Source organism: Pseudoalteromonas sp. SR44-8 (assembly GCF_014163635.1).
Taxonomy (GTDB): Bacteria; Pseudomonadota; Gammaproteobacteria; order Enterobacterales; family Alteromonadaceae; genus Pseudoalteromonas; species Pseudoalteromonas rhizosphaerae.
In genome coordinates this window covers 24,004-37,880 of the sequence record NZ_JACJDS010000015.1, presented here as the reverse complement: position 1 = coordinate 37,880, position 13,877 = coordinate 24,004, and the positions used below count along the sequence as shown (strand labels likewise).

Annotated in this window: 8 protein-coding genes; 4 read left to right on the top strand and 4 right to left on the bottom strand. The window is 39.9% G+C overall.

The annotated features are described in order from the left end of the window. Nucleotides 1-42: 42 nt before the first annotated feature. From H5183_RS09315 to H5183_RS09300, 4 genes are all read right to left on the bottom strand, one after another. On the bottom strand, nucleotides 43-2,421 hold the full coding sequence (locus tag H5183_RS09315) for a serine/threonine-protein kinase (RefSeq protein ID WP_182731524.1): 2,379 nt from the start codon (nucleotides 2,419-2,421) through the stop codon (nucleotides 43-45). A gap of 20 nt (nucleotides 2,422-2,441) precedes the next feature. Next, nucleotides 2,442-3,008 (bottom strand): sigma-70 family RNA polymerase sigma factor, encoded by a 567-nt coding sequence (locus tag H5183_RS09310; protein WP_182731523.1) that lies wholly within the window; start codon nucleotides 3,006-3,008, stop codon nucleotides 2,442-2,444. A gap of 68 nt (nucleotides 3,009-3,076) precedes the next feature. After that, on the bottom strand, nucleotides 3,077-4,102 hold the full coding sequence (locus H5183_RS21950) for an AraC family transcriptional regulator (protein ID WP_182731522.1): 1,026 nt from the start codon (nucleotides 4,100-4,102) through the stop codon (nucleotides 3,077-3,079). Next, the gene (locus H5183_RS09300; RefSeq protein ID WP_182731521.1) at nucleotides 4,099-5,019 is read right to left on the bottom strand and encodes a GGDEF domain-containing protein; all 921 of its coding nucleotides are present in this window, start codon (nucleotides 5,017-5,019) and stop codon (nucleotides 4,099-4,101) included. The genes H5183_RS21950 and H5183_RS09300 overlap by 4 nt, the downstream gene beginning before the upstream one ends. Nucleotides 5,020-5,354: 335 nt before the next feature. Between H5183_RS09300 and H5183_RS09295 the strand changes: the two genes are divergently transcribed. The 4 genes from H5183_RS09295 (at nucleotide 5,355) to H5183_RS09280 (ending at nucleotide 13,823) form a co-directional block, all read left to right on the top strand. Then, the gene (locus H5183_RS09295) at nucleotides 5,355-8,126 is read left to right on the top strand and encodes a TonB-dependent receptor (RefSeq protein ID WP_182731520.1); all 2,772 of its coding nucleotides are present in this window, start codon (nucleotides 5,355-5,357) and stop codon (nucleotides 8,124-8,126) included. A 48-nt stretch (nucleotides 8,127-8,174) separates the two neighbouring features. After that, nucleotides 8,175-9,497, top strand: a complete 1,323-nt coding sequence (locus H5183_RS09290; RefSeq protein ID WP_182731565.1) for a metallophosphoesterase — start codon at nucleotides 8,175-8,177, stop codon at nucleotides 9,495-9,497. 203 nt (nucleotides 9,498-9,700) lie between these two features. After that, complete coding sequence (locus tag H5183_RS09285; RefSeq protein WP_182731519.1) at nucleotides 9,701-11,065, top strand: hypothetical protein; 1,365 nt, start codon at nucleotides 9,701-9,703, stop codon at nucleotides 11,063-11,065. Nucleotides 11,066-11,171: 106 nt separating this feature from the next. Continuing rightward, nucleotides 11,172-13,823, top strand: a complete 2,652-nt coding sequence (locus H5183_RS09280; RefSeq protein ID WP_182731518.1) for a DUF2339 domain-containing protein — start codon at nucleotides 11,172-11,174, stop codon at nucleotides 13,821-13,823. The last annotated feature ends 54 nt before the right edge of the window (nucleotides 13,824-13,877 follow it).

Genomic DNA, 13,877 nt, shown 5'->3' with positions numbered 1-13,877 from the left:
CAACTTTATGAACAAGAAGCTGCCAAAGCAGCTTCTTGTACTTTAAAGATCTTTAATTCGTTTTTGAACCATTTCAATAAACTGACTATCCTCGCCATATTGTTTGGCAAATATTTTAATCGCTTCCTGTCCATTTTCTTTAGCTTTTTGCTTATTATTGAGAGCGACTTCAACAGGTATGCTATTAACAAGAACAATTCCACGCCTTGGGTGATCCATACCATATTCATTAGTAACTAAGTTGAGTAAATCAGCGAATGCTTGCTTTGCTTTTGAGTATTGCTCAGTGAATCGGTAAACTAATGCTAAACCGTTTAGGGCACCCAATTTTAGGTGGGAATCACTTTGATTAAGCTGAGCATCAATCGCAAGTGCTTGCTCAAAGTTCCTCTTAGCGGCCTTATAATCCTTTGCGTCTAATTGTGCATTGCCTAAGTAGACATAGCTAAAGCCCGTATCTGTATGAGCGGATGGATAGAAATTCTCTAGAGTTTGTGTTACATCTTTCAGTGTTAAAATTGCCTTCTCTGTTTCTTTTAACTCTGCGTAAGTATTCGCTAGATTAGCTAGTTGCTCGGCTATCAAAGGGTGGTTTTTACTATATATTTTAATACTCTTTGCTAAACTAGAATCAAAATATTTTAGTGCTTCTTCGTATTTACCCATGTTGTGAAAGATAATGGCTATTTCATGTTCTGCTAAAGCAATACTCACGTCATCTTCAGGAAAATATTCGGTAATAATACTTAGCGCTTTTTCGCGTAATTCTAGCGATTTAGGGTAGTTAGATAAATGCACTAAATTGATGGCTTGATCAGTTAAAATCAACGACTCTAATTTTTTATCGGGGTTAAAACCCAATGATTTAGTATATAACTCATTCGCTTTTTTATAATTTTCAAGGCCAGCATAAATTCTACCGAGTAATTGATAATACCTTGCTTGCTTTTGATTATCGTGGGTTAAGGGTTCTTGTAAGTGATGCTTAGCTTGCTCGAATTGACTAAGTTGGATTAAATTCTCTGCTATTTCACTGGCTAACCAAAAATCGTTTTCGTTTTCTTCTAGTTTAATATTTAGCGCTTGTTGGTAAGCATTGTTTGCACTTTGGTATTCTCCTAGAGCTGTTAATGAGTCGCCTATTTTTTTATTTAATCTATAAATAATTTCAGGGTTGTTGTTAAACTCAGTGTGTGTTTTTTGTTGTTGTTTTAGGAGTAAGTCTTTGGCCAGTATTGGTTGCCCTTTGTTTACTTCAGGATTGGCTTGCTCAAATGTATTGAACATAAACTCAAGAATCGATTGCGATAGCTGCTGCTCTTTCATAAGTGATGTATTTTGAGCCCATAGAACTGATGTAAAGCTTATTGAAGCTATAATCAGTGCGGATGCTAGCATTACTGGAATAGGGTGACGTTGTGAATATTTTTTTAAGACATAGTGTTTGCTTTGTAAAATACTAATAGGTTTATTATTTAAAACGCATTCTAGCTCAACCTTTAATTGTGATGAGCTTTCATAACGTTCAGTTACATCATTCAGGGCTTTATTAGTAATGCATTTTATTTCGTAGCTAGGTTTTTGAACTAAATTTTTTAATACTTTTCCTAAACTATATACATCACTTTGGGTCGTAAGAGCTTGGCCTGCAAGTTGTTCTGGGCTGGCATATTCTTGACTTAAAGCCTTGATATATTCATTAACAACGAAGTCAGTTTGCTCATTATTTATCGTACGAGCAACACCAAAATCAACGAGTTTTGGCTCACCTTGTTTGTTAACAAGTATATTGGATGGTTTTAAATCTGCATGGATTACACGGTTCTGGTGAGCATAGCTGACGGCATCACACACTTTACAGAATAAAAGTAGTCGCTGTTTAGTATTTAAGTTTTGCTCTTGGCAGTAACTTAAAAAGGTCGTACCTTCTATGTATTCCATTACCATATACATGCCAAACTCACATTCGCCAGCATCCAGTACGCCTGCTATATTTGGATGGTTTAGCTTTGCTAGATATTGCGCTTCACGGGTTAGGTTTTGCGGGCCATGCAATACAGTAATGGTGGGGTAGACGATTTTTATTGCAACTTTTTGCTCAAACTTCCCGTCATTTCGGCGAGCTAAATAAACAACGCCCATACCTCCAGAGCCTATTAATGCCTCTAATGTGAAGTGGCTAATGTGCTTACCTATTAAACTTTCTATTTTTTTATTTTCATTTAAAAGTTCTGTTGAATGGCTTATTGATTGATGAAACTGTGTTTGTTGTAAGTTTTTATTGTGAGCTAAGATAAGTTGTTTGGTTTCGTTGAGCATGTCATTACTTATATTTTTTATACCATCCAGCCCTTCCATTAAGTTGTTTGGGTGCTCTTTAAGTAAGTATTCAAATAGACTAAGTGAGTCGCTAAATTTCATTATTCTTCTTCTTTTATTTGTTAATATTCTATGTGCATTCTTATAAACGCTTTAGCAGCATCTAACTCGCGATAAATAGTAGCAAGTGAGACCTTGAATTGTTTAGCTAGCACTTTAGTATCTAGGCCCAAAAAGTAATGTTGAGAGAATATTTGAGCTTTTTGCGGATGATTTTTTTCTAGATGATTTAGGGCGCTATCTAATGCTAAAAAATCCTCTTGGTGTTTTAGTTGATCGTTTTGTTGCTGGATTTTTTCTGCGTTAGGAGTGCGTTTGAGAGTTTGAAACTTGCGAATTTCATCGCGTAAAATATTACGGATAAATACACTTAAATAAGTATTAAATTGTGTTTGGTGATTAATGCTTTGTTGTGGCGGAATTAACTCAATAAGTGACTGATGTAGTAGCGATCCAGTATGCGGTAAGTGCTGCAATACATAGGTTGAATCGATTTCATTACGGTAACCTTCTAAATGTACATGACAAACTTGTTTCAGGTGGTAGTAAAGCCGAGCTTTAAGTTCATCAGCACTTTGCGGGCAACCATTTTGCCAGCCATTGATTAGATCTTCTAATGATGCCTGCATCGATCTTCCTTATTTCGATATTTCAATTAATAAGGTACATTTGCGGGACTTTAATTACAAGTGTTAACTTAATGTTCGTTAATCAATTCTCTCAGCTGTGAGGGAGTCGTCCCAGTCCAGCGTTTAAATGCGCGGCGAAAGTTAGTTAAGTCGCTAAAGTTAAGTTCGCCTGCTAGGGTTTCGTTACTTTGCGCTAAAGTGGCGATATTAAACACCGCGGTTTGGCGATTGATACAATCTTGCAAGGCGCTAAAACGAGTATGATGTTGTTTTAGTTTTCGCTTAAAAGTGGCGGGGCTCATAGCGAAATGCTGGGCAACTGTTTCGAGGTTTTGTTGTGGTTGAGCACTAATATGATTGCGCACTAATTGCAGCCAAGGCGCAGCGGGTAAAGGGTGCTGCTTTATGGTTGCTAATGATTGCTGCAGCAGGCTCGGACAGCTATCTATTAAGTGTTTGTTATAAAGTTCATCACTAATACTGACCATAAATAATTGTTGTGAAAACTTGCAGTTGGCTTGTAGGTTAGTTTGATATTGCTCTATGTGTGAGGGCTGCGCATAGGGAAACGAAAAACATAAATCACTGTTATTACCTATTCGCCATTTACATGTTGCAGCGATAAAACTGGCAAATAATTCGCAGCAAAATTGTTCTACGGCTGCATTTATTGCCCCGAAGCTGAGGTTGATAATGAAGTAATGTCGGCCTTGGTGGTATTTATGTTCGGCATTAAATAAGTTAAAGCCATGCAAAGGAGTGCGTGTGAGTAGTTTTTGCAGTGTGCGTAAACTTTCTGCTTGAGAAAATGCGCTATATAACGGATTGTGATTAAGTAGTTTTCGCCCTAGTAAAAAACTGAGTTGGTGTTGATTATCAAATTGACGACAGTTTTCTTGTAATCGATAAAATTGCTCAACACTGATCGAAGCCGTTCCAGCTGCAAAATCTTGATAAAATAATCGAGTTCCTTTGAGTAACTTATCAGGGTGTACCCCTCGGTGTTTGGCTAAATCAACTAATTGCGCTGCCCATGACTGTAAACCTTGATAAGGAGAGTCGATATAACTGCTGTTACTAAGGCTTGCACTCACGCAGTATGTCCATGTAAGTTTTTGTTCGTTAGTAATTTTTGATGCAATTGACTGAGTAAACCAGAGGTCGAATCACGGTGCGTTGCGGCTACTAAACTGGTGTGTACTTTTTGTTTGTAGCTCACTGCTTTGTCGCTGCTATTAAACGAAAACGCTTCTAAAGCACTGACTAACGATACGCTTAGCTGCTCTGCGACAGCGAGTTCGGTATTGGGCAACATGACAATAAAGCAATCACTGGCGTAACGGCAGACTAAATCTTGTTCACGTACATTCAAGGTGATCACTTGAGCAAACTCTTGTAACAGCTTATCGCCTTCTGCATCACCAAATTGACGATTAAACCGATCAAACTGAGCAATATCTAACATCAGTAATGAAAATCCATGCAGGCTGTGGTGGAGCAAATTTAGCTCGCGGCTGATCTGGCTTTTCATATAATCGGCGCTAGCTAGTCCGCTGATAGCATCACTGAGTTGATGCTCTCGATAAAAGCGCTCGCGATTACGTAATTGTTGATTAATGGTCATTTGCTCTTGGTGCCAATGATACAAAGCCATGGTCATTAAAATCATCCCAAATGGTGCAGGAATGGATTCAATAGTACTGAGCCATGCTTGTTCATTGCTGTAATATACAAATTCATCAATAAAATCGAGGGTCATCGATAGATTCATAATCGCAAGGCCTGAGAATAATAAGTTAGTTACTCGTCCCTTTGGCCTACTTAATAGAATAAAAAAGATCCACAGCAGGGTCATGGCAGTAATACCGCCTTCGCCACCTACATCAAACCAATCGATCTGGCTATGGCCTTTATAGTGACCGTAGCTAAGTGTCAGGGTTAATACGCTGGTTAACATCACCACTAAGATAAGCAGTAATGAGCGATGTAATTTTAAAAATGATAAATTCATTGTCAGCTCAATAGGTATATTTGATAGGCAGAATAAGCAAACAGCTTAAACACCACTAGGGTCAGATTAGCTCACAGTGATGACATATTTTTTACGTTGGCAACTTTTCAAACGGATTATTGTTGATTTTTGAATTAAAAAACCATAAAAACAGGGGGTCAAATCAGCTCATTTTGCCGTATTTAACTACTTAAAATGCCCTTACAATGGCTAATTATCAAGGACGTAACGGGTACTGACATATTTCTTTCATGATTGCCCCTTAGGGTGTTGCTGCGAGCCAAGCATGGCCAAGTAAACAATCAAAATCATTAGCAGCAACCAAGAGAACAATTATGAACCCTTTTATCAAATCGAGTATTGCATTAGCGTGTTGTGGTATTTTATATGCGACCCCAGCCTTAGCGGATGGTCGTGTGCAAGGTCGCATCACTGACGCCAGCCAAAGTGTGTATTTTGGTGGCGCGAAAGTATCGGTTAAAGAGTTAAACTTAAATACGGTAAGTAACCGCGATGGTTCTTTTTCATTTAATAAGTTGCCAGCGGGTGATTACACCCTAGTGGTTGATTACATTGGTGCACCCTCGGTAGAACAAAAAATTACGGTGGTTGATTCACAAGTTTTTACACAACAAATTATAATTGGTGAGCAACAAGAAGCCATCGACAATATCATTGTTTATGGCCAAAGTGCTGGCCAAGCAGGCGCAATTAACCGCCAAAAAAACGCAACTAATTTAAAATCGGTAGTCAGTGCAGACTCGATTGGCCAGTTCCCTGATCAAAACGCAGCAGAAGCATTACAGCGTTTACCGGGTATTTTTATCGCTCGCGACCAAGGTGAAGGGCGATTTGTTGGTATTCGCGGTATTGATCCAAATTTAAACAACGTTACGGTTAATGGCTTAAATGTGCCGTCGCCTGAGGCCGGTGTTCGCTCTGTGGCGATGGATGTATTGCCAAGTGAACTAATTCAAAGTTTAGAAGTAAGTAAAACTGTTACCCCAGACATGGATGCCAGTGCTATTGGTGGCTCTATCGAAGTAAAAAGCTTAAGTGCCTTTGATAAAGCAGGTGAAAGCTATAGTTTTACTGCACAGGGCTCATATAACGAATTAGAGTCAAAAACTAGCCCGAAGCTTTCAGGTAGTTACACTAGTGTTTATGAGCTTGATGGTGGTCTTGATCTAGGTGTAGCAACAGCTATTTCGTGGTTTAAGCGTGATTTTGGTTCACGTAATATGGAGACCGACGGTGGTTGGAGTGAATTTGATGTTGAAGATGCAGCAACTGGCGACAAGGTCTCATTATTTGGCGCTGAAGAAATTGAGCAACGCCAGTATCAAATTACCCGTGAGCGTTTAGGTGCAGCACTTAATTTAGATTTACACAGCGGCGCCACTGATAAATATTATTTACGCACACTATATAGTGACTTTTCTGATGATGAGTATCGCCAACGTAATGAGTATAAGTTTAGCGATGGCAAACTATTAGATAGCAACGAGAGCGGTGCAAACTTTAGTGGTGCAGAAATGGACCGCGATACCAAAGACCGTTATGAAGAACAAAGTATTCTTTCACTGGTACTTGGTGGTGAAAATCAATTAGATAATTGGTTTGTTGAATATAATGTTGGTTATTCTAAATCAGAAGAAAAAGAGCCAAACCGCTTAGATGTGACCTTTGCTGGTAAAGATATTGATATGGGCTACATTGCGCGCGTTGATACTCCATTATTAAGCCAATCGACTAATGCCCACGATTTAAGCCTGTTTGAGATGGATAAAATTGAAGCGGCCAATAACCTTAGTGAAGACGAAGAGCTTAGCTTTAAACTCGACTTCAGCCGTGATTTTGTGTGGCAAAATAATAATGGTGAATTTAAGTTTGGTTTTAAACATCAAAATCGCGAAAAGCGTAATGATGTAAAGGTTGCTATTTATGATGGCGACTTTTTAGATGCTCTTGGTAGCGACTTTGTCGCGCCTGCACCTGACTTTGATTTGGGAAGTTTTGGACCGGGTCTTGATCGCGGCGCGATTCAAGCCTTTGTGAGAAAAAATAAAGAGGCGTTTGCTTTCAATAGTAATGAGTCACAAGTTGAATCTGATGGTCAAAGTTATGTAAGTAATGAAGATATTACCGCCGCTTATGCGATGGTTAGCATGGATATTGATAAGTTACATGTTGTCGCGGGCGTGCGTTATGAAGGTACTAAGTTTGAAACGCAAGGTAACCAAGTTGACTTAGTAGTCGATAAAGTAAGTGATACAGAAACTGTTACCACAACGCCTTGGCAAGTAAGTAAAGATTATGACTACTTTTTACCAAGCTTAAATTTACGCTATAACATCAGCGATAAACTAGTGACCCGTTTTGCTTACACCAATACTATCGCGCGGCCAACCTTTAGCGATTCGGCCGCTTACCAATTAATTGAAACTGAAACAGTTGAAGATGAAGGCGTAATGGTTACAGAGCGTAAAGCTGAAGTCGGTAATCCAGCTCTCGACCCTTATGAATCAATGAACTTAGACGCATCAATCGAATATTATCCTGGTTCAATTGGGGTGTTATCTGCTGGTGTTTTCTATAAAGACATCGACAACTTTATTATTCAACAAGAAGTACAAGATAACGGTGATTGGGATGGTTTTGACGAAGTAGTGCAAATGGTTAATGGCGGTAAAGCGTCATTAACGGGGATCGAGCTAAACTGGAACAAAACCTTTAAATCAGGATTTGTGCTTGGTGCAAACGGAACCTTTATTGATGCGGATGAAAAATTACCAAATCAAGCAGACACAGTGGCAAATATCATTGTTGGCTTTGAAAATCATGCTATTAGCACTCGTTTAAGCGCATCATATAAGAGTGAGAGTTTCCAGTTTGATGATGCTGATATGGCGGTTTATGAAGATAGCCACATGCAATTGGATTTCAGCAGTAAATATTACTTAAACGATAATATGAACGTGTATTTCAATGCTACCAACCTAACAGATGAGCCAATGTACTTGTACCACGGCGAAAAACGTTACAACTACCAGTACGAATCTTACGGTCGTACATTTGAGCTAGGTTTTACGTTTTCTTCTTTGTAAGGTGAACATATGAGCCTGCTTAACAGTAGGCTCATTGTTGAGGATATTATGATTAATAAAACTATTTTGTATATTGCACTAACCGCATGTTTAGCAACGGTTGGTTGCACAGCTCAAAGTAACAAAAAAAGCAGTACTGACGTCGCAAGTACCAGTAACAAAGCCTCCGACAAGATTGAGTTTTTAGCTTTTGGTGATGGTGGTTATCATGTTGACTATCCAAAAACTAAACACATAACCAACCCTAAAAACAAGCAACAGTTTATAGCCGCAGAGCTTGCTGATTGGTTAGAAGATTATCGCCCTCGCGATGAATTTGACCATGCACCAATATATATTTATCCAGGCACTGAGATTGCTACAGAGCAAGGTGGCGCTCAGGCTGTGGGGATCGCAATGGCAAAATTGTGTGAAACAAAAGCGTGCCAATTTGCTATTCAGCTCGGTGATAACGTATACCCTGATGGTGCCGATGCTAATGATGGTAAAGACGACCAAAAACGTTTACACGACTTAGTGTATGCGCCGCTTGAGCCATTATTTAAAGCTGAGCCTAATTTAGTGGTGTATTCCGCATTAGGTAATCATGATTGGAAAAGCTCGCGCAAAGGCGTAGCGGTACAAACGCAATGGATGGCAGAGCAAGCGAACTTTTACCTAGACGAAAAAGGCTACTATAGCTACAAAATGGGTGAGCCGGGTAACGATGTAGAATTTTTTGTGCTCGATACTAATATGTTACTGGCAGGGCAAAGTTATTATGATGTGCCGCTAAACCCAGATGGCAGTGAAGCAGATGAGCAACAAGCAATACGTGATGGCCGCGCAGATCTTGAAGTACACGACCCCCATGAAGGGCCACAAAATGATGAAGACCTAGCTCAGCTTATATGGCTTAAACAAGGCATTGCAAACTCGACTGCTAAATGGAAACTGGTTTATGGGCATCATATTTTATGGTCAATTGGGGGCACTAAATATAGTGAAGGCCACGTACTGCGTAAATTACTAATGCCAACTCTTTGCAAATATGCAGATGGTTATATTGCCGGCCACGAGCATGACTTAGAGTTACTAACCGATGATTGCTCAAAGTTTGATACCGGTAATAGCGTTGGCAAATTGCCGCTGATCATTTCTGGCGCTGCGTCTAAAATGCGTGGTAAACATACCCCGTTTGCACAGTTTCAAGAACGCCAATATCCTGAATATGATTTGCTTTGGTCAAAAAGCTTTGTATGGGGGTTTAGCCACATCAGTCTGGATAATCAAGCCAATAAGCTTGATGTGAGCTTTTATACCACGCCACGAGATTTAACGGGCAGTATTATTGATGAAGGTAGTTTTAGTTTTTCTAAACGCACTCGATAAACTTATATTTTGCATAAAAGCCAGTGTAACTACGCTGGTTTTTTGTTGTTTTAATGTGTGAAATTGTGCATTTTTTTGCATGTTTGTACATTTATTTACGGTTGCGTAAATATTTGTAAGTGGAGGTAATGCTTTGTAAATCATGGAATTATTGCTTTTGTTAATGGTCAAATTCAAACTATTAACAATAAGGAATTGATTCCATGCGTGGCCCGTTATTTAAAACTGCACTAACAACCTCTTTACTTGCAACCCTAACTGCGTGCTCTGGCGATGACTCAAGCTCGAGTAAAAGTGGTTATATCCAATTATACAATGGCTCTTATAATAGCCCGTACACCCGTTTATTTATCGAAGATGCTGAGCGCTCAGGCACTGATTTTGGTGGCGTTACCACTCGTCATAATTACAGTACTAATAACTATGATGTGAGCTTTAAGTACCTTGATGCAAACGACAGCTATATAACGATCAGTGAAAAAGCAGTTTCGGTAAAAGACGACATGACCCAATTATGGGTGATGAATGGCGATTTTTCAGAGCCAACATTCAGTGAGTTAAGTTTACCAACCGGCAGTGATGAAGGGGCTGTTAATTTAGGCTTCTTTAATATTGCCGGAGAAAATATTAGTTTTGATGTGTATTTAGCAAATGATGATGGCTTATTTGAAACCGCTGAGTTAATTGCATCACCACGGTATTTAAACGAACTGGCACTGCAAAGCTTTGATGAAGGATATTACACACTGTATTTAACGCAAAGCGGCAGTACTGATGTGCTATTTGAGTCTGCTTCGATTTACCTAAATGATGATGCCAGTTATGTTGCGATGATCAGATCAAGTTACGCCACTGAAGAACATGGTATTACGCTAGATCTCGTTACTTCAAGCAATACCGTAACCACGCTCAAACATCAAAATGCCCAAGGGCAATTGCGTTTTATCAATACTATTGATGATTACCCGCAAACTAGCTTTAGTGCAACGCGGGGGAGCGCAAGCAGCACTTCGCAAGTAACCGCTAATGACAGCTACTCAAACTACATTGAGCTTGCTCCAAACAGTTACAGTATTGCTATGTTAGATGAGCAAGGAAATGCAATTGTTGATAACTTTTTACTAACCCTTGAGCGCGAGCAAAGTAATGTTGGTGTTTTTTATAAAGATAAAGATTACGGCCCGCGAATGATGACAGTAAAAGAAACCTTAACGCCAAGTAGCTACAGTCATAAGGTGACAGTCGTTAACTTAATTGATAGTTACGCGGGGCAAAATATTACTGACGTTGATGTGGTATTTACCCTCAATGGTGAAACCGTAGATGATGCTAAAAATATTATTGATGGCATCGATCAGTATGATCAAGAAGATCAGGTTGTCGATAATGAAATTTACACCACTTATGTGCTTTATGAAGATAATGGCCAGCAAATTGTACTCATGCAACAAGGCGATATGGACTTTAGCCAAGAAGGTAACTACATATTAATTCTTGAGCATGATGAAACAACCAGCACTGGCTATAAAATGACGCTAGAGCGAACGGTTACTGATTCGGTAGAGTAATCTTACTTTAATCTCAGCCTCGTAATAGCGAGGCTGAGATTTTTGGGTATATTTTCAATACACTTTACGTTATAAGGGAATATTAAAAGCAGTCAAGGATTGAAAAATGGACGATATTTTAGGGCTCATAGTCATTTTATCGTTAGTTGTAGTCGCAGGCTCTATTGCCGGTCTTATTGCTCTAATGCAAATAAGTACGTTAAAGCAAGATATTGCGATATTAAAAAAACAACTGCGTGGAGTCATGGTAGACAATACCGGGCAGCATCAAGTGCCGCGAGACATTGCTGCTAATATAACTGAGCCGCAAGTAGATCATCCGTTTACGCTAGAACAATCATCCCAAGCTGAGGCAACTTTACATCAGCAACCAGCGGTAAAAAAATACGTAAACACCGCACCGACTATAATAACAACTTCTCGCCCGAAACAAGCTTCTCCCTCAGTTATTGATATTTTCTTTAGTAAATTAAAAACACAGTTCCAAGAAAATTGGATGACCTGGATTGGCGGCGTCGCGCTGGCCTTTGGGGGGATATTTTTAGCAAAATACAGTCTTGATGCCGGCTTATTATCACCAAGCTTACGACTCACCTTAGGGGGCTTATTTGGTGTCGCATTAATTGCCGGTGCCGAGTATTTACATAGAAAAGGTATTGTCTTCGAAGGCTTTAATAATTACGTGCCTGCAGCACTTGCAGGTGGCGGGTTTATTAGCTGCTTTGCATTAACGTTATTAGCTTATTCAAGCTATGCCATGTTAAGCCCAACCGTGGCGTTTGTGATGCTGGCAGTAATTGCACTGGCCGCAAGCTCTATGGCGCTGCGTTTAGGGCCTTTATTGGCCGTGCTTGGCATAGTTGGCGCTTACAGCGTGCCGATTTGGGTTAATACTGGCAGTGGTAATTTAGCTGCTTTACTGATGTACATTGGCTTTATCACTTTTGCTGCGGTATTAGTGGCGCAAAAGGTAAAACGTAATTGGCTGTGGTATTTACTATGGGCTGGGCATATTGGCTGGTATTGGGTGGCACTGAGTGTAATCAATACGCAGCAATATTGGATTGTTGGTGGTTTTGCACTGCTCTCTATTATTGGTTTAATTGCCATAGCTCGATTAGGTTTAACTTTGCGTTTATTAGAATATCGCCCACATAGTTTACAGCGATTATTAAAATTACAGCCGGATCATCCGTTATTGTTAGCGATAGTAATTCCTTTATTGCTGGCGATAATGACAGAGGCGGTGAGCTTACAATGGCAAATAGTGATGGTGTGTTTAATCGTGATGCTGTTATTTTTAGTGCTGCAAAATAGTCGTTGGGATCTTTGGCAAGGTGTGGCGTTAGTGGTTGCGATGTTATTAGTCTTTAGCCAACAACGTTATAGTGTCGATAGCAATGATCATTTGTTTTTATTTAGGGAAATGTATGGCGTAGGGTTATTACTTGCGGTTGGGCTTTGTCTATACGGGCTTTATTTTGGCGCGCGTTACTATAAACGTTTAACGTTTCATTTAGTGGCTGCGTTTAGTGTGTTTACCTTGATTGCAACGCTCTATACCATAACACCCGAGCAAGGCTTAGGCGTTGCGTATCCGCTATGGACTGTATTGTTGCTAGTTACGAGTGGTGTATTAATTAAACGCGCACAAACAGCTCACACTCAATGGCAGCAGTTTAGTTATTGGGTTGGCGCTAATGTTAATATAACTCTTTGTTTAACTATGTTATTAGCCGATAGCGGGTTAACCCTCGCACTGGCTGCTCAAGTGTTGGTTATTAGCTATCTGGTGAAACGCCATGATGTGCCTATGCCGCATTGGCCTATTAAAGTGCTGGTGGCTGTGGTGCTGGCAAGGCTAACCTTTGCACCGTGGACGGCACATTATTTTGATCTAACCATATTTTCAATGCATTGGAGCGCAATTGTGTATCCATCAGCGGTTGGGTTATTTTGGTTTGCCGCAAAACAGTGGCAACAAACAGATATGAAAATTTGGCTCGAAGGGGCTGCATTACATTGCTTAGCATTATTTATCACCACCGAGACCAGCTATCAACTAGTCGGGCATTATCCACAGCTTACTTCTTTAAGCTTTTATGAGCAGGTATTACTCAGTTGTAATTGGTTAGCACTTGGCTGCGTTTATTTGCATCGGTCACACAGCGCAGGGCAACTGGGTAAACTTTATCGCATTGCAGGGCTTGCACTTGCGGGACTCGCTGGCTTGTTGTTGATAAGTACAGCATTATATGAAAATCCACTATTTATACGCCTTTACGTTGGTGAAATGCCATTATTTAATTGGCTGTTATTAACCTGGCTCGTACCAAGTATTCTTACACTGTGGTTGGCTAAATTAGTTAAACCACTTAATGCTAAGTTTAGTCAAATAGTACTGGGTGCATCAGGCTTATTAGCAGTGTTAGCTATCAACACATTGATCCGCCAATATTGGCAAGGCGGGTTCATTTATCTTGATAAAGCGACCAGTGACGCCGAGCTATACAGCTATTCGATCATTTGGTTATTACTTGGCGCGTTGGTGGTCATTACCGGGCATTTAAAACAACAGTTGCTACTACAAAAAGTCGGCTTAGGCATTCTCGGCGCGGTTATCGTGAAGGTATTCTTAATTGATATGGCAAGCCTGACCGGCTTGCTCAAAGCTGTATCATTTATTGGTTTAGGCCTGTCGCTCGTTGGCCTAAGCTGGCTGTTTCAAAAGCTCAGGAGTAAAGCACCAGCGGGGTAATTTAACTCAAGCAGTACACCCAATAAGATTGTTGGGTGTACTTAGTTATGTTGT

Excerpts from the sequence above, each read along its gene's own strand:
- H5183_RS09295 (WP_182731520.1), top strand. The coding sequence starts at position 5,355 with ATGAACCCTTTTATCAAATCGAGTATTGCATTAGCGTGTTGTGGTATT.
- H5183_RS09280 (WP_182731518.1), top strand. The coding sequence starts at position 11,172 with ATGGACGATATTTTAGGGCTCATAGTCATTTTATCGTTAGTTGTAGTC.
- H5183_RS09310 (WP_182731523.1), bottom strand. The coding sequence starts at position 3,008 with ATGCAGGCATCATTAGAAGATCTAATCAATGGCTGGCAAAATGGTTGC.
- H5183_RS09285 (WP_182731519.1), top strand. The coding sequence starts at position 9,701 with ATGCGTGGCCCGTTATTTAAAACTGCACTAACAACCTCTTTACTTGCA.
- H5183_RS09315 (WP_182731524.1), bottom strand. The coding sequence starts at position 2,421 with ATGAAATTTAGCGACTCACTTAGTCTATTTGAATACTTACTTAAAGAG.
- H5183_RS09290 (WP_182731565.1), top strand. The coding sequence starts at position 8,175 with ATGATTAATAAAACTATTTTGTATATTGCACTAACCGCATGTTTAGCA.
- H5183_RS09300 (WP_182731521.1), bottom strand. The coding sequence starts at position 5,019 with ATGAATTTATCATTTTTAAAATTACATCGCTCATTACTGCTTATCTTA.